The following is a 16324-nucleotide window of genomic DNA, read 5'->3' as shown; positions in this document are numbered from 1 at the left end:
GGCGCGCTTTAGCGATGGCGGTCGAGGGAGACGACATTGCCCTCGTCCACCACGCGATTGGCGATGGCTTCGAGAAGCGTCTCGCGGACAAAGGGCTTTGCCAGTACCCGGAACTGCGAGGCGGCGCCCTTTTCGAGTTGATCGCTATAGCCCGTCATCAGGACAATGCTGAGATCGGGCCGCAGCTCGGCAGCTCGCCGGGCAAATTCGAACCCTGACATGCCCGGCATCGTGATGTCGGTCACAAGCGTATCGAAGGATTGGGCTTTTAGGCGCTCGAGCCCTTCGGCGCCGGAATGAGCCATATCGACATGAGCGACAGTTCCTTCCAAGAAGGCGGCAACGCCATGGGCAACGATCGGATCGTCGTCGACGACAAGCACCCTTTGCCCACGCGCCGGACGGCGAACGATCGGGACCGCTGGGGTTTCTGTCTCGACTGCCGGCAGCAGCAGATGGATGGCCGTGCCCGCGCCCGGTACGCTCGCTGCAAAGGCCGTGCCGCCGAAACGGCGCACGAAGCTATAGACCTGGCTAAGGCCAAGACCGGAAGAGGTTGCGCCCTTGGTCGTGAAAAACGGATCAAAGATCCTGGCCATGTGCTCCGCCTCGATGCCACGGCCGGTATCAGCGAGCATGATGTGGACATGGCGCCCGCGCACGCCCTGGGCTAGACGCTCGGCACGCTCGACATTCTTGACGGAAAATTTGAGCTTGCCGCCGCGCGGCATGGCATCCTGCGCATTTGACGCCAGATTGACGAGGGCAATTTCGAGCGCCTGCGGATCGACCTTGATCGGCCAGACGCGGGGGTCGAGATCGCGTTCGAGTACGATGTCGTCGCGCATGGTCTGGGCGATGAGGGCCGCAAGGTCCGCGTAGCGATCCTGCAGGCGCAAGACTTCCGATCCCGTATCGCTGCGCCGGGTGAAGCCGGAAAGCCGCTGCACCGACGACTTGGCCCGCTCAAGCGACTCGCGCATGAGACCGACAACCTGGGCAAAGCGCGCTTCATCGGTGCGGCGGCGTTCGAGCTGGTCGAGCCCTGCCTGAATGCCCATGAGGAGATTGTTGAAATCGTGAGCCAGCCCACCGGCAAGCTTGCTCAGCGCATCGAACCGATGGCTGCTAGCAACGATCTCGGACTGGTGACGGCGATAGGCCAGCTCGCGCCGAAGCAGGACGGCGGCGAGAAGGCTGAAGGCGACAGCGATGATGCCGCTCGCAAGAACGATCCAGAAATCGAGGCGCTCGCTGGCATTATATGCGGCGACCGGCATGCCGACCACGGCGTGCCAAGACGTGCCTTCGATTGCGACCTTATCGGTGCGATAGCCCGCATCCTCCAACGCAACCGCAGATGCTGAGATGGCGGTCGGACCTCCAGCAATGGCCTGGCCGGCGCCATCGACAAGACGCGCCTCCCACCCTGGCTGGAGAGCCGTATTGTCGAGCGTATGTTCGAGCGAGGACGGGCGGATGACGGCGGAGAGAACATAGACGAGCTTGCCATCGCGGATGATCGGAACGCGCAAGGCAAAACCCGGTTTGCCGGCGGGACCGGTGACCATCTCGCCGACCTGCGGATCAAGGTCGTCGACCACCTTCTGGTGGCTCGCAAGATCGATGACGGTATGCGTTGCGACGGCGGGCGGCGGCGACACGAAAAGCAGATGGCCAGCCGGATCGCTGACGCGAACGCTCGACCAATCGGGCAGGCGCACGCGCAGACGCTCGACGATATCGGAAAAGCTGGCTGTATCGATCGGCGGATCGAGGCGCGGGCTCTCCGCCAGCATCGCAAGCAACTGCTCCTGGGTGTAGAGTTCGCGCTCAATTGCGATAGCCGCCCGCCCGGCCGCTCTGCGCAATTGTTCATCAAGGCGCTGCTGTTCGGCGCGCTGATTGGATGGAATGAGAAGCGTCGCGAGAACGACCAGCGGGGTTATGGCTGCAAGGACGAGGAGGGCCAAAGAGCGCAAGCTCGAATAAAACCCGCCCGCTGGCATCTTCATGGTGCTCGACCTTCGCCCGAAATGCCGCTGCCGCGAACTTGACGGCGCAGATTATGGTTAACCCCGAGCGGTTTGCAACGTTTATCGCGTGAGCTGCAGGTTTCCCCACTGGATCTCGAGAGGGGTTTATGAGGCCAGCCCAGCGGCATCCTCCAAGAGCAAAGATGGAGCCTGCAAAGTGCGCGATGGCGCGCCCGCCTAAGGTTGCCCGCTCGATAAATTCATCGGCGCACAATGGCGCAGCAGGCGGTTGCAGGTTATAGCTGGCGCGCCATGAACAAGAACCAAGAACGCATCGAAGTCGAGCTGCACAAGTCCGCAGCGTCCAACGACCCATTCGCAGCAGCGGTGCGGGCGACGCGCATGCCGATGCTGATTACCGACCCGGACCAGCCCGACAATCCCATCGTGTTTCTCAACGACGCTTTCACCAAGCTCACGGGATATACGCGCGACGAGGTTTTGGGCAAGAACTGCCGCTTTCTTCAGGGCGCGGCCACCAATGCCGATGACGTGACGCGCGTGCGCAACGCCATTGCGCGGCGCGAGCCGATCGAAATCGACCTGCTGAATTATCGCAAGGACGGGTCGAGCTTTTGGAATCGGCTGCTGATCAGCCCAGTTTTCGATGAAAATGGCCACCTGACCTATTTCTTCGCCTCCCAGTTCGACGTCAGCCCGGATCGTAACCGGCTCGCCGAACTGCAGATGTCGCAGGGGGAATTGGAGTCCGAAGTCGAGCGGCGCATGCTTGACGTGACGGCCGCCGAAGCCCGCCTGCGGTTCATTCTCCAGGCAGCTGGGATGGGCGTCTGGACGCTCGATCTCAAATCGAAGCGGCTGGTCGTATCGGCCCGCTTCAAGGCCATTTTCGGCCGGGCGCCGGGCGAAAGTTTCAGCTTTGACCAGATGCTGGCCGCCTTCGACGAGACCCATCGCCTCGCCTGGCAGCAGGCCCATGACCGTGCCGTCGAAACCGGCGAGGAAGTTGTGGTCGAATGCCGCCTCGAGACCCCGCTTGGCGAAAGCCGCTGGGTGGAGTTGCGCGGCCAGGTGAGCCACGATCTCGTCGACGAAGCGGCGATCATGTCCGGCGTTGGCCTAGACATCACGGAACGCAAGGAAGCCGAGGAGCATCGCAAGCTGCTTGCTCGCGAGCTCAGCCACCGTGTCAAGAACACATTGGCGACGGCGCAAGCCGTGTTTGTGCAATCGCTGAAATCCGCCGAAAGCGTCGAGGATGCGCAGTCGCGCGCGCTTGGCCGCGTCCAGGCTCTGGCCAGTGCGCAGGATCTGCTGACCCAGGAAGGCTGGAGCAGCGCCACCTTGCGCGATGTCGTCGAAAAAAGCATCTTCCCGTTTCACACCGGCAATATTCGCGTCGCCGGGCCGCGCCTGATGCTCGGCGCCAAGGCGGTGTCGACGCTTTCGCTGGCGCTGCACGAGCTGGCGACAAATTCGGTCAAATATGGCTCGCTTTCCACCGAAAACGGCTCGGTGACGATCACATGGACGCTTGAACAGGGCGACGAGCCATCGCTGCACTTTTATTGGAGCGAAATGGGCGGCCCCAAGGTGGAGCCACCAAAGCGCCGGGGTTTCGGTTCGCGGGTTGTCGAGCAGATCGTCCAGGCCGAACTCAAAGGCCATGCCGCGATCGAATTCCGGCCCGATGGCCTGAAATATGAAATCCTCGCCCCGGTATCCGCCCTGATCGACGACTTCGACCCCTATTCCGGGCGCCCAACCGCAAGCAACTGAGCATCTATACCCTGACTTCGTCACCACCGCGCTCGCGGCTTGAATAGGCGACAAAGAGCAGGACGGCATAGAAGACGGCGACGATCCCAACCATGAACCAGCCCGGCACCGGGCCGGTCGACGCCTGCGCGACCAGCGTAGCGACCGGACGGACGGGATCGAGATGCACGCCCGATTGAAGATCGGGCGAGGCGATCTTGAGAAGCCAGGCCAAAAGCAGGATCAGGAACATCCAGATGTAGTTGCGCCTCAGGCGCCGCCCCATGGCGCGCCAGAAGGTGATGCGGAATCGTGGATGCTTGAGATCCTGCGCCAGCATCTGCAGCCACGGCTCGGCCCCCGCCTGGGGCTCTGGGCCAAAGAACTGCGCGAAATAGTGGCGCTCGAACTGGCGCACGCGCATGCGATAGACATCGAAGAACCGATAGCGCCGGGCTTCTACGCCGAGAAGCAGCATGAGGATAACCATGGCAAAGAGCACGAGGCCATGGTGGGCGCTCGGCGTCGACAGGGTCACCGAGAGCATGGCCGCCATGACCGTGATCGCCCAATTGGTCGTGAGATCGAGCCGCGAGCGCCAGTAATTCATGCGGCCCATCTCGGCGCGATAATAGTGGATCATCGCATTGGTCGCCTCGGCCTGGCTTTGCGGCAGGGTGGCAAGGGCGACCGGGTTCATGATCGGGGTGGAATCGGGACCGGTCATCTGGTGGGACCATCCGCAATGGCCGCTGTGCCGGCGACTTCATAGCCATCGACGAAGACGGACGATATATTGGCGCGGGTGGCGCCATGGATGATCTTTTCAAAGATCGCCTCGGGCGCAACCGTTTCAAAAAGGCGTATGCCGCCCGCGCGTGCACTGGCGTCGATCAGGACCACATCGAAGCGGCAACCCTTTTCCAGCCGTCCCACCGGCAGGTCGAGCACATCGGCGCCGCCGGCGGTCGCCAGGTGAAAAGCAGTGACGAGATCGACGGCAGAATTGGGCCGGCCGCGCCGGTCTTTGGGCAGCGCCGGATCGACGCCTTCTTCGAGCATGCGCGACGACCGGACGGTTGTGAGGCACGCGTCGAACATCGAACGGGAGGGACCACCCGAAATGTCCGTACCGAGCCCGACACGGACCTGGCGCTCGAGCGCCTCGCGCAGCGGAAAAACGCTATTGGCAAAATAGATATTGGAAAGGGCACAATGCGCGACGCCCGAGCCGCGGCTCGACACCCGATCCATATCGGTGTTGTCGAGGAAATTGGCGTGGGCAAGGACGGTGTGGCGGGTCAGGAGCCCAAAGCCGTCCAGCGCCTCGGCATCGGTCTTGCCGAAGCGGGAAAGGGCATGGCCATGGGCCCAATCGCTTTCCGAACAATGGGTCTGGATATGGCAGCCATACTCGCGCGCAAGCGCCCCAAGCCCTTCCAAGGCAGCTTCCGAACATGACGGCGTAAAGCGTGGCGTGACAACCGGCAGGACGCGCCCTTCCCCATTATCAGGATGGGAGCGGATGTGATCGATGACGGCGCGCGTGCCCTCTATCGCCGTTTCGGCATCGGCGTCGCGATAATAATCAGGGCACGAGGCCGGATCGTCCATAGCGACCTTGCCGACCAACGCCCGCTGGCCAAGCTCGAGGCAGAGATCGGCCAGAAGCGCGCTGGCTTCGACATGCTGGGTGGCGAAGTAAAGCGCGGTGGTCGTGCCATTGGCCAGCAGGTCTTCGACAAGGACGCGATAGCGCTTTTCGGCCAGATCGAGATCGGCATATTGGGCTTCGAGCGGAAAAGTATAGGCGTTGAGCCAGACTTCGAGCGGCTTATCGAGTGCAAGGCCCAGTTGCGGATATTGCGGGGCGTGGACATGGAGATCGACAAAGCCGGGCAGGCCATAGGTGCCTCGCGGGAGGCGGAGGATCCGCTCGCCCATAGCGGCTTCGGCCATACTGCGTTCCGGCGCGTCCGGGCCAAGCACATCGATGATGCGGCCCTCGTCATCGAGGATGATCAGCGTATCGAAAAGAACGGCAAGGGTGCCGACTGTCGGCGCGTGGAAAAAATCGCCGAGGATGGCGCGACCGCGCAGGCTTGAACGACGGGCCTTGCTCATGACTGACTCTCGGCGGCTTGGGGAACGACGTTTAGTGCCATGAGCTTACGACTGCTCCCAATACCGGTTCAATCTCTAGCGGCGCTTCTGGCCGAGCGAGCCTGCACCGACGGCAACGAGGATCAGCGCGCCGACAAGGACCTGGCGGATATAGCTATCGACGCTCAACTGGGTGAGGCCATTGTCGAGGACACCGAGCACGATGACGCCGACGACGGTGGCAAGAATGCGCGGTTCGCCGTGTCGGCTCATGGTGGTGCCGAGAAAAACCGCGGCGATGGCATTGAGCATGAGGCCACTGCCCTGGACCGGATTGGCCGACGCAACGCGGCTCGCATACATGAGGCCTCCCGCGGCGGCGGCGAGGCCGGTCAGCGAGAAGGCGATGAGGCGTAGACGCTTGACGGCGATGCCGCTCAGATGCGCCGCTTCCATATTGCCGCCCATGGCGTAAAGGCGGCGGCCAAAGGTGGTTTGTTCAAGAAGGATCCAGACAACGAGGATCACGAGAATCGCGATGATCGAGAGATTAGGAAGGCTCACGGCGACACCGCCCCAGTCGCCGAGCGGAATGCCACCGCGCGCGAAATTGCCGAAGTCTTCGGGGATGGCGCGACCCGAAATGGTCTTGCCGCCGCTGACGACGAAGGCGAGGCCGGAAAACATGGTCATGGTCGCAAGCGTCGCGATGAAGGGCAGGATGCCGACGAGGCTGACCATGGCGCCATTGAAGGCACCACCGAGAAGGCCGACGGCGAGCGCAATCGAAACCGCCGCCCAGATCGGTTGACCGGCGGCCATCATCAGGGCGGCGACGATGCCGGCAAGGCTAGCGGCGGAGCCGACCGAAAGATCGAAATCGCCCATGACCATGACGACCGTCATGCCGGCGGCGACCACCATGAGCATGGAAGTCTGCTGGGTGATGTTGAGCCAGTTGCGCGCGGTGGGGAACGTGGCGGGCAGCATGACGGAGAAGAAGACGAGGATGGCGACGAAGCCGATCAGGGTGCCGTAGCGGCGAATGAAGACCATGTCTTAGGCAACCATGCCGGTGGTCCGGCCATAACAGAGATTGACGAGATCGTCTTCACCCAGACCTGCGGCGTCGACAATGGTGGTGATGGTGCCATCGCGCATGATGGCGATGCGATCGCAGATGCCGATGAGTTCGGGAAGGTCCGACGAGACGAGGATGACGCCTGCGCCCTTGGCGGTGCGTTCGCGGATGATGGAATAGATGTCGAACTTGGCGCCGACATCGACGCCGCGGGTCGGTTCTTCGAGAAGCAATAGGCGGGGATCACCAGCGACCGCCTTGGCGAAGACGACTTTTTGCTGATTACCACCGCTGAGTTCAATGACGTCCTGGGCCGGGCCGACGGCTTTGAGGCGCATATTGGCGCCGAGATCGGCGGCGAAGCGCTTTTCACGGCCGGGCGTCAACCAGGTACCGGCGCGGCTCTGCCGCTTCAAATGGGCGAGCGTGATGTTCTGGTAAATGGGCCGGCGCATGACGAGGCCTTCGGCGCGGCGCTCGCGCGGCACATAGGCGACGCCGCTTTGCCAGGCGGCAGCAGGGGAAGCGGGCGCGTAGGGGGCATTGTCGAGGGACATTGTGCCGGACGTGACGCGGAAATCTCCGAAGATGGCGCGGATGAGTTCGCCTTGGCCAGAACCCGAGAGGCCGGCAATGCCCAGTACTTCGCCCGCGCGAAGAGAGAAGCTGGTGGGTTTGAGGCCCAGCGTGGCAAGGTTGGTGGCGGCAAAAACAGTCGTGTCGCGTGGCTCGGCGACGGCCTTTGGATAGGCTTCCTCCACCTTGCGGCCAATCATCAGGGCGACGAGATCGTCGTGGGTAATGTTGGCCAAGGCGCCGCTATCGATCGAGCGTCCGTCGCGGAGCACCGTCGCCTTATCGCAAAGGGCCATGACCTCGTCGAGGCGATGGGAGACGTAGAGGACTGAACTGCCCGAGGCGCGGATTTCGCGGAGCACGCGGAAGAGGCGCTGGCTTTCGTCCGCCGTCAGCGCGGCGGTCGGCTCGTCCATAACGTAGAGTTTGGCGTCATCCAGCAGCGCGGCGGAAATGCGGACAAGCATCTGATCGCCGAGGCCGAGTTCACCAAGGTTCTGGCGCGGATCGATGTGGTCGATGCCGAGACGGTCGAGGGCGCGCTGGGCCTGCCGATTCAACTCCACCCAATCGACCAGGATGCTGGCGCGGCGTGGATAGCGGCGGCCCATAAAAATGTTTTCGGCGACCGAGAGGGTCGGCACGACGTTGAATTCTTGGTGGATGAAGCGCAGGCCCAGGCGATAGGCAGCCTTGGTCGACTCGATCGTGACCGGGGCGCCATCGATGGCGATGTGGGCCGTGTCCGGGGCGACGACACCGGCAAGGATCTTGATCAGCGTCGATTTGCCGGCGCCGTTTTCGCCCATCAGCGCGTGAATTTCGCCCGGCGCGACGACGAGACTGGCCCCGGACAGCGCCGGGATGCCGGCATAGGCCTTGGTGACGGAGGTGGCGGATAAAAGTGGAACGGGAGAGGCCATGATGGGCCCCTCCCCTAGCGGATTTTCGGACAAAAGACCAATTACTCGGTGGCGTTGGCCTTGGTGATCAGCTTCGTCGGCACGTAGGTGACCGACTGCAGGATCTCCTCGCCAGCCAGCACGCGGGCGACGGCATCGGCGGTGGCAGCGCCGATCCCCGAAAAATCCTGGGCGACCGAGGCTTCGAAATTACCGCCGGCGGCAATGGCCTCGCGGGCCTGGGGATTGGCGTCGATGCCGGTGATGACGATGCCTTCGCCGGAGCGACCGGCATCTTCGATGGCCTGCAGCGCGCCGAGGGCCGGCTGATCCCATGCGGCCCAGACCGCTTTGATGCTGCCCGGCTCGGGATTGGCCGACAGGATCGCTTCCATCTTGGCGCGGCTATCGGCAATGCCGCCATCGGAGACGTCGGGCGTCACGCGATCGAGCACCTTGATATCTGGATAATTGCCAAAGACCGCATCAGCCACGACGCCACGCACCTGCACCGGCGGGAAGGCCTCGAACACGAACATGACGACATTGCCTTCACCCTTGATGCGATCGGCAACATAGGTCGAGGTTTCGGCGGCCATGGCATAGCCATTGGAGGTTACATTGGTAACAAGCAGCGGATCAGCGCCCGCATCCATGCCGAAGACCGGAATGCCGGCATCCTTGGCGGCCTGGAGACCGGCAGTGACCTGGGTCGGGTCGACATTGATGACGATGGCATCGACGTTCTGGACCACGAGATCTTCGATGCGGCTGATGACTGCGGCGACGTCGCCGGCCGTGTCGATGACATTGACGTCCCAGTCGTTTTCGTCGGCGACGGCCTGGAAGGCCTCGACATAAAACTGAGTGCCGGGCTGAGCCATATAGGGCGTAACGATTGCGACCTTGGCCTGCGCGAAGGCAGCGCCTGTGCCCAGAGCCGTGGTGGCGAGAAGAATCCCGGCCAGAGCCAGAGTGGATTTATTGAGCGACACGGATGAGCCCTCCTGCTATCTCCGCCAGCGGGGCAGCGGGCGGTTGTTTTCCTTGTGCTTCAAGGCACTATAAGGGGCGCATGCCGGACAGCAAGCGGGATTTGGGGGAGAACGGGCATGGATTTCTGCCTGATCGGGATCGATGTCGGAACGACGGCGACCAAGGCGACGCTGATCGATGGAAGCGGCCGGCAATTGGCGGGCTTCGAGCATCCCCACCCCACGCTGCGCAGCGTTCCCGGCATGGCCGAACAGCGGCCGGACGATTGGCTCGAAGGCGTCTTCGGCGCGCTCGGCCATTTTTCGGGAGTGGTCGACCCCTCCCGCGTAATCGGCATCGGACTGACTTCGCAGGTCAATTCCCATGTTTTTGTCGATGCCCGCGGAGATGCGCTGCGGCCGGCGATCACCTGGCAAGATACCCGGGCGGCCGAGGATGCATCCCTTCTTGATCGACAGGTGAGTGCCGAGCAAAAGACAGTTTGGTTCGGTGGGCCGGTTCCGATCGATGCGAGCCATGCGCTCTCGCGCATGGCCTTCGTGGCACGAACCGAGCCACAGAACTGGGCCGCGACGCGGCATGTGTTGCTGCCCAAGGATTTCGTGGCTCTCAAGCTTACAGGCGAAGTAGCCAGCGATGCCATCGCCGCGGTCGGGCTGGTCGACACGGATGGCGCCTATGTGAAGTCGCTCCTTGCGCTCGTGCCGGGCGCGGCCGGCAAGCTGCCAGCTCTTTTCCCGTTCCAGCACATCGTGGGCAGGATTGCTTCGGACCGGCCCTTCGCAGGAACACCCGTCATGGTCGGCGCGATGGATGCCTGGGCCGGCATGTTCGGGTGTGGCGTCGTTGATGATGGCGATGCGATGTATCAATCGGGCACCAGCGAGATTCCGGGTATCGTTTCGGACACGGTTGTTCCTACCCCCGGCGTGATCCTCTTCCCGCCCTATGACGGCATCCGTATGCATGCGGCGCCCACCCAATCGGGCGGCGCTTCGATGACCTGGCTTTCAAACCTTCTCGGCCGCACCCCGGCAGAACTGATCGAGCGGACAGCCGGCGTGATGCCGGAGATGACGACGCCCATCTTTCTGCCGCACCTGGCGGGAGAACGTGCGCCGGTCTGGGATGCCGGCTCGCGCGGCGTCTTCGCGCGGGTCGACGCCAATGCGGGGCCCGAGCAAGTGACCCTGGCCGTGATGGAGGGGGTGGCACATTCCGTACGCTGGGCGTTCGAAACGCTACAAAATTCTGCAGCCGTCGATCCGGATATAATCAATATCAGCGGGGGCGGTGCACGGTCCGACCTTTGGTGCCAGATCCGTGCCGACGTGCTTGGCAAGCCGCTGAGGCGAACAGACATCCCGGCAGCCGCCGCCCTCGGCGCCGCCATTATTGCAGGTGTCGGCAGCGGCGCATTTGCCTCATTGAGCGCGGCGGTGCGCAACCTCGTCCGGTTCGATCGGACCTTTACGCCAAACCTCTCCCGCAAAGCGTTTTACGCAGAGCGCTTCGGGCACTACCGAGCGCTCTACGAAGATCTCAAAGCCTTCAACCGGCGCTTTTAGCCAACCGGCACATGTAGCCCGCGCGGCGCGGAGGGCATGTTTGGCGCGTCGATGTGGCGGTAACGCGCCTGGATAATGCCATAGATGCCGAAAGCGATGAGCCCGAGCGCCATGATCGCATAGAGCCAATTGCCGAAAGGCAGCTGGTGGAAGTAATCGAGCGCCTCGCGAATGCCACCAGCCTGTTCGGGCGAGACGGTGAAAGCGGCATAGACGACGAAGCCGCCGATAACGGCGATGACGAGGCCGCGTGCGATAAGCCCGAAGCGCGACACCTGTACCAGGAAATCATTGTGCGCCGGCAGCGAGAGGCGATGCTGGAATTTCCCGCTTGCCCCATACCAGATCTGCACCATGCCCGCCGCCACGATGCCGGCGCCGGCAATGCCCAGCAGGAACGGCCCGAAAGGCTGCTGCATGAGCCAGGCCGAGGCATTTTCTTCACCATTACCACCACCGCTACTACCGCCGCCTTGCCAGGCAAGACGCGCCGCCGTCAGCAAGAGGAAGATATTGGCGCCGGCACTGATGAGGTTGCCGGAGCGGGCCATCAGGCCCTTGGGACTGTCATCTTCGTGGTCGGCGTTGAGAAAGCCCTGCGCCAGCTTCCACAAAACATAGCCCAGAAGGCCAATGGCGATGAGGCCAAGGACAATGCGACCAAACGGCAAACCAAGAAGGCTCGAAAGCGCGCTATTGGTATCCTCGGAGCCGCCGCCCCAGAAGGCAGAGGCGAGCGTCAAAATACCCAGCAGGCCATAGACGACGCCACGGGCGCCATAACCAAAGCGGGCGAGCGTTTCGAATTTCTGGTCGGGCATCTCGATCTCCTTGCTGATCGAGCAACGGAAGATGACAGCGCTCGTTCCCTCTAAACCGTCAAACCGATCCTTTGATGCGGTCGATGATCTGGCTCAGCATGCGCTGGCCCTCATCGCTAAAGACGAAGCGCTGCTCCTTGACGGAACCGAGCCCCATTTTGGTCAGTTCGTCGACGGCTGCGGGATCGGCACGATGGCCAGCGCCATCCGCCGTAGTGACGCTGGTGATTGCATCGCCGCTTTCCAGCTGATGGTAGGCGGCGAAGGCAAAGACGGCGAGTGCCTTGTCGGTAAGGTCTTTCAAGGTGGTCACCGGTCTCTCCATAGCAGTGTGTGCTGCCTAGGAACGGCAGGGCGGACCTCGCGTTCCCCTCGATCTTTAATCGCGGGGCCGCGTTGAGAATTTCATCGCATGACCACAAGAGCCCGCTACGGACCCCCGACGGCCGCTATATCATCGTGCGTGGCCGGCTGTGGCGGTCCACGAACCCTCGCCTTGCCGAGCCGGAGCGCGAGCGCCTGGTCAAAAGCCTGATGGAAGCGAGGCGACAAGTGCGATCGAAGGACCCGCAGCTACGGGCCGATGCCCGTGCGGCAGTTGACGCGGCAAAACGCGGCCTCGGCGAGCGTGGCCCCGTTTGGTGGACGGACGGCGCACCGGATTATAACCGCAAGCTTGCCAGGAACACGCCCTATGCCGACTGGTTTGCCGCGCGCGAGAAAGAGATTTGAACCGGATTCGCCGCGCGCCTATTTAGTCACCATGGCCAAGAGTAAACCCAAACTGACGCCCAAATATATCGCCGAATGGCCCTTGCCGGGCAGCGCGACGCTAGGATCGTCGGTCAGGGCACGCGGCATCGCTCTCGAAATCCGAGCCAAGCTTCCCGCGGCGGCGAAGAAACATCTCGACGTGTCCGGCACGAGCCTGGTGCTCGCCATGCCCGAAGGACTTGAGACCGAATTTAACAGGGCATCGGCTGTTGTCGCGGCGCAGATCGGCGGGGTGAGCGACTATCCCGTCATTCCGCGCGAGGTCGAAGACATCTTATCGATCAAGACCAGCGAGCGGCATCGCTGGCTCAAGGACGGACGCCTGCCGAGCGCTGGAACGAGAACAGTGAAGCTGCGTGGCCGGGCGAGGAAGATCACCTTTCATGTCTTTGATCCACGGGTGATCGAAGACATCCTCAACGACGACCGCATCGAAACCTGGCGCGAAGAGGACGCAATCACCAAGGCCGAAAATCGGCGCAATGCACTCTGGAAGGCCAAATTGAAGCGGGCCGAAGCGCGTGCTGCCTCCGAAAAACCGAAGCCTGGCCCGGAAGACGCCCCACGCCTGGCCGGCTGGGAGGAATTCGAGCGCGAAGGCCTGTTGCGCTGACGCTCAGCGCGGTGCCGAGGCGCGGACGAGAAGCTGGGGCTCCAGCCTTGCCGACCAAGCGGCGGCACCGGTTTCAAGCCCGAGCGCTTGAAGCACGATATCGGCCGCCTGCCGCCCGATGCGTTCCGGAAACGGATCGATGGTGGTGATCGGCGGCACAGAGATTTGGGCAACTTCATAATTACCGAAGCCGGCGATAGCGATCTGCCCTGGAACATCGACGCCCATGCGCTGGCATTCGGTGAGCGCTCCGAAGGCGACGAGATCGGAGACGCAGACAATAGCGTCGGTGTCGGGGGCATACTCCAACAATGTCCGGGTGGCGATGGCGCCTTCGCGCATGGATACCGGCGCCTTGCCGGCATCAACAAGGCGCGTGACGTCCATGCCGCGGCGTTTGACTGCAGCGACAAAGCCAGCGCGGCGGTCCGCGCCGCGGAAGTCTCCCCCTGCCTCACCGCCAACAAAGGCAATGCGGCGGCGGCCGCTGGTGACCAGATGGTCGACCAGCATGGCAGCGGCATCGGCATTGGAGAAGCCGACCACGTGGCCGATTGGTTCAGACGGAAGATCCCAGGTTTCGATGACTGGAATACCGGCGCTTTGGAGCAGACGCCGGCAACGCGGGGTGTGTTGACCACCCGTTACCACAATGGCTTCGGGGCGTCGGCGGAGGAGCTGTTCGACGAGGATCTCTTCCTGCTCGATATCGTAATCGGTGTAGCCAAGGAGCGGCTGCAGGCCGTGCGCTTTCAACCCATCGGAGAGGCCGCGGACGGTGTCAGCAAAGTTGGCGTTGTTGATCGAGGGAATGGTGACCGCAACAAAGCCGGTGCGCTGCTGGCGAAGATTGGCGGCGGTGCTGTCGAAAACATAGCCGAGCTCCTCGACAGCCTGACGAATAGCGTCGCGCGTCTGGGCATTGACCGAAGTGCCATCGCGCAAGGCACGGCTGACGGTCATGGGCGAAACGCCGACCTTGCGGGCAATGTCCTGCATAGTCGGCGGTTTGCGTGGCGGCATCAGCGGTTCCGGAAAGGGTTTTTGGCGGCGGCCAAATGATCAGGGCGCGTCGTGCCGGACAAGCGCAATCTCAGAGTTCTTCGTAGTCTTCGGCGTCCATCACGTGGTGGTGGATACGGCCGGTGAAGAAGCGGGCAAGGACGCTTTCGGTGGCAGCGCGTGCCTTGGTGCGAACGGGGCTAGCAAGTGCGGCATCGACCGCGGCCACATCGGGATAGGAGACCGCAAGGATCATGGGGAATTCCGGCGCGCCGTCGTCGCGCTTGACGGCGTAACTAACGCGAACCGAGAGCGCGCCGGGAAACTGCTTCCAGAGCGGCAGGATTTCGGCGGTGACGGCGGTGCGAAAGGCCGCTTCCTGGCCTTCATGCACCTGGCCTTCGAAAAGGGCGTAGCGGGTGATCACTGAAACTTCTCCTTATTGGGGCCGCGGAAAAATTCCATCAGCGCGGCCTGGTCTTCGCCGCCCAGACCGGCTGCGGTCAGCAGGCGGTGGATTTCGGCCGCAAGGGCCGTCAGCGGCATGGTGATCTGGGTCTGGCGCGCGAGTTCGCGGGCGCCGTCGAGGTCCTTGACCATGTTGTCGATGCGGCCGGTGCGGCGATAATCGCGGGCGGCAAAACGGGGCATATATTCCTGGAGCAGTGCGCTATCGGCGCGGCCGCCCTTGAGCGCGGCGGGGATGCGCTCGACATTGACGCCCGCGGCTTCAGCCAGCGCCGTGGCTTCGGCAACGGCCATGAAGCCGAGGCCGCAGAGAACCTGATTGAGGATTTTGGTCGTCTGACCGGTGCCGACATCGCCCATATGGGTCTGATTGGAAGCGACGTGGGAGAGGATTTCCTGGGCCTCACGCACATCGGCCTCGGCGCCACCTTGCATCAGGGTGAGCTGGCCGATTTCGGCTTTGGGCGCGCCGCCGGAGAGTGGGCTATCGACCCAGCGGAGGCCCATTTCCCTAGCTTCGGCGGCGAGAGCGCGCGTGGCTTCGGGGTCGATGGAAGACATGTCGATGATGAGAAGACCCGGCGCGGCGCCTGCGGCGATGCCGTTTGGTCCGAAGACAGCAGCGCGGACGATGTGTGGGGCGTTGAGGCTGAGGATGACGGCACGTGCGCCTTGCGCAAGTGCGCTGGCGCTGGCGGCAGCCGTGGCGCCCTTGGCAACGAGATCGACGACCTTTTGCGCGTCGAGATCGAAGACTTTTAGCGCCGTGCCGGTGGTCGCCAGACGCGCGCCGATGGCGCCGCCCATGGCGCCGGCGCCGACAAGACCGATGTGACCTGTCATGAAATCCTCCTCAGGCGGGCTTAGAGCGATGCGGTGATGCCGCCATCGACGTAAAGCGTGTGGCCGTTGACGAAGCTCGAGGCCGGCGAGGCGAGGAAAATGCAGGCGCCGACCAGTTCCTCGACATTGCCCCAGCGGCCGGCAGGGGTACGCTTTTCGAGCCAGGCGGAAAAATCCTTGTCGGCGACAAGCGCAGCATTGAGCGGGGTATCGAAATAGCCCGGCGCGATGGCGTTGCATTGGAGGCCATATTTGGCCCAATCGGTGCACATGCCCTTGGTGAGATTGCCGACGGCGCCCTTGGTGGCCGTATAGGGCGCGATGGAAGGGCGAGCGAGAGCGGTCTGGACGCTGGCGATATTGATGATCTTGCCGGCACGGCGGGTAATCATGTGGCGTGCGCAGGCCTGGCCGACATTGAAGACGCTGGCGACATTGGTCTGCAGGAGGCGCGTAAAAGCGTCGGCGGGAAAATCTTCGAGCGGGGCGCGAAACTGCATGCCGGCATTGTTGACAAGGATGTCGATGGCGCCGGTTTCGGCCTCGAAGGCATCGACGGCTGCGCGGGCAGCGGCGTGATCGGTAACGTCAAAGGCGAGGGTCGTGGCACCGGGAATTTGGCGGGCGGCTTCGGCGAGCTTGGCCTCGTCGCGCCCATTGAGGACGACGCTGGCGCCGGCTTCTGCAAGACCCTTGGCAAGCGCGAGACCAATACCCTGCGAGGATCCCGTCACCAAGGCGCGGCGGCCGGTGAGATCAAAAATCTGCATGGGTCACTCCTTCAAGAAACGGGCTCGACAAATGCCACTGCCTCTGTTTTGT

16 protein-coding genes are annotated in these 16324 nt (G+C 63.0%); 4 read left to right on the top strand and 12 right to left on the bottom strand.

The features are described 5' to 3' along the window. Window positions 1-8: 8 nt before the first annotated feature. Entirely contained in the window at window positions 9-2015 is a 2007-nt protein-coding gene (locus tag VW35_RS20630) for a response regulator (RefSeq protein ID WP_052951670.1), read from the bottom strand. A 273-nt stretch (window positions 2016-2288) separates the two neighbouring features. Here VW35_RS20630 and VW35_RS11255 point away from each other — a divergent pair, with 273 nt between their 5' ends. Continuing rightward, entirely contained in the window at window positions 2289-3776 is a 1488-nt protein-coding gene (locus VW35_RS11255; RefSeq protein ID WP_046143338.1) for a PAS domain S-box protein, read from the top strand. A 4-nt stretch (window positions 3777-3780) separates the two neighbouring features. On the opposite strand, the gene VW35_RS11250 is transcribed toward VW35_RS11255, so the two are convergent. The 5 genes from VW35_RS11250 to VW35_RS11230 all read right to left on the bottom strand — a co-directional run bounded on the left by VW35_RS11250 (window position 3781) and on the right by VW35_RS11230 (window position 9412). Then, a complete protein-coding gene (locus VW35_RS11250) occupies window positions 3781-4482 on the bottom strand; it encodes a DUF2270 domain-containing protein (RefSeq protein WP_244465883.1) in 702 nt (233 codons plus the stop codon). Beyond that, window positions 4479-5879 carry a guanine deaminase gene (gene guaD, locus VW35_RS11245; protein WP_046143162.1) on the bottom strand — a complete coding sequence of 467 codons (1401 nt, stop codon included), beginning with the start codon at window positions 5877-5879 and terminating at the stop codon, window positions 4479-4481. The genes VW35_RS11250 and guaD overlap by 4 nt, the downstream gene beginning before the upstream one ends. Window positions 5880-5954: 75 nt before the next feature. Then, complete coding sequence (locus VW35_RS11240; protein ID WP_046143161.1) at window positions 5955-6914, bottom strand: ABC transporter permease; 960 nt, start codon at window positions 6912-6914, stop codon at window positions 5955-5957. 3 nt (window positions 6915-6917) lie between these two features. Next, window positions 6918-8438 (bottom strand): sugar ABC transporter ATP-binding protein, encoded by a 1521-nt coding sequence (locus VW35_RS11235; RefSeq protein ID WP_046143160.1) that lies wholly within the window; start codon window positions 8436-8438, stop codon window positions 6918-6920. Between the two features lie 41 nt (window positions 8439-8479). Further along, complete coding sequence (locus VW35_RS11230; protein WP_046143159.1) at window positions 8480-9412, bottom strand: substrate-binding domain-containing protein; 933 nt, start codon at window positions 9410-9412, stop codon at window positions 8480-8482. A 117-nt stretch (window positions 9413-9529) separates the two neighbouring features. Between VW35_RS11230 and VW35_RS11225 the strand changes: the two genes are divergently transcribed. Further along, window positions 9530-10981 carry a xylulokinase gene (locus VW35_RS11225; protein ID WP_046143158.1) on the top strand — a complete coding sequence of 484 codons (1452 nt, stop codon included), beginning with the start codon at window positions 9530-9532 and terminating at the stop codon, window positions 10979-10981. Here VW35_RS11225 and VW35_RS11220 read toward each other — a convergent pair. Together VW35_RS11220 and VW35_RS11215 are read right to left on the bottom strand one after the other, a co-directional pair. Further along, complete coding sequence (locus VW35_RS11220; protein WP_046143157.1) at window positions 10978-11802, bottom strand: DUF1206 domain-containing protein; 825 nt, start codon at window positions 11800-11802, stop codon at window positions 10978-10980. The two genes, VW35_RS11225 and VW35_RS11220, sit on opposite strands and share 4 nt — an antisense overlap. A 58-nt stretch (window positions 11803-11860) precedes the next feature. Beyond that, a complete protein-coding gene (locus VW35_RS11215) occupies window positions 11861-12115 on the bottom strand; it encodes a hypothetical protein (protein ID WP_152662565.1) in 255 nt (84 codons plus the stop codon). An 83-nt stretch (window positions 12116-12198) separates the two neighbouring features. On the opposite strand from VW35_RS11215, the gene VW35_RS11210 reads away from it, so the two are divergent. Next, a complete protein-coding gene (locus VW35_RS11210; RefSeq protein WP_244465882.1) occupies window positions 12199-12534 on the top strand; it encodes a hypothetical protein in 336 nt (111 codons plus the stop codon). A gap of 31 nt (window positions 12535-12565) precedes the next feature. Then, entirely contained in the window at window positions 12566-13189 is a 624-nt protein-coding gene (locus tag VW35_RS11205) for a hypothetical protein (protein ID WP_046143156.1), read from the top strand. A gap of 3 nt (window positions 13190-13192) precedes the next feature. Here the strand turns inward: VW35_RS11205 and VW35_RS11200 are convergent, their stop codons facing one another. From VW35_RS11200 to VW35_RS11185, 4 genes are all read right to left on the bottom strand, one after another. Next, the gene (locus VW35_RS11200; protein ID WP_046143155.1) at window positions 13193-14212 is read right to left on the bottom strand and encodes a LacI family DNA-binding transcriptional regulator; all 1020 of its coding nucleotides are present in this window, start codon (window positions 14210-14212) and stop codon (window positions 13193-13195) included. A gap of 70 nt (window positions 14213-14282) precedes the next feature. Next, window positions 14283-14618: a hypothetical protein gene (locus VW35_RS11195; protein WP_046143154.1), complete on the bottom strand. Its 336-nt coding sequence runs from the start codon at window positions 14616-14618 to the stop codon at window positions 14283-14285. Continuing rightward, on the bottom strand, window positions 14615-15502 hold the full coding sequence (locus tag VW35_RS11190) for an NAD(P)-dependent oxidoreductase (RefSeq protein WP_046143153.1): 888 nt from the start codon (window positions 15500-15502) through the stop codon (window positions 14615-14617). Before VW35_RS11190 ends, VW35_RS11195 begins: the two co-directional genes overlap by 4 nt. 20 nt (window positions 15503-15522) lie before the next feature. Then, complete coding sequence (locus VW35_RS11185) at window positions 15523-16272, bottom strand: SDR family oxidoreductase (protein WP_046143152.1); 750 nt, start codon at window positions 16270-16272, stop codon at window positions 15523-15525. Between the last annotated feature and the right edge of the window lie 52 nt (window positions 16273-16324).

The organism is Devosia soli, assembly GCF_000970455.1.
GTDB classification, from domain to species: Bacteria; Pseudomonadota; Alphaproteobacteria; order Rhizobiales; family Devosiaceae; genus Devosia; species Devosia soli.
Note: the sequence above shows the minus strand (reverse complement) of the source record. Positions and strands in the feature narration are given on the sequence as shown.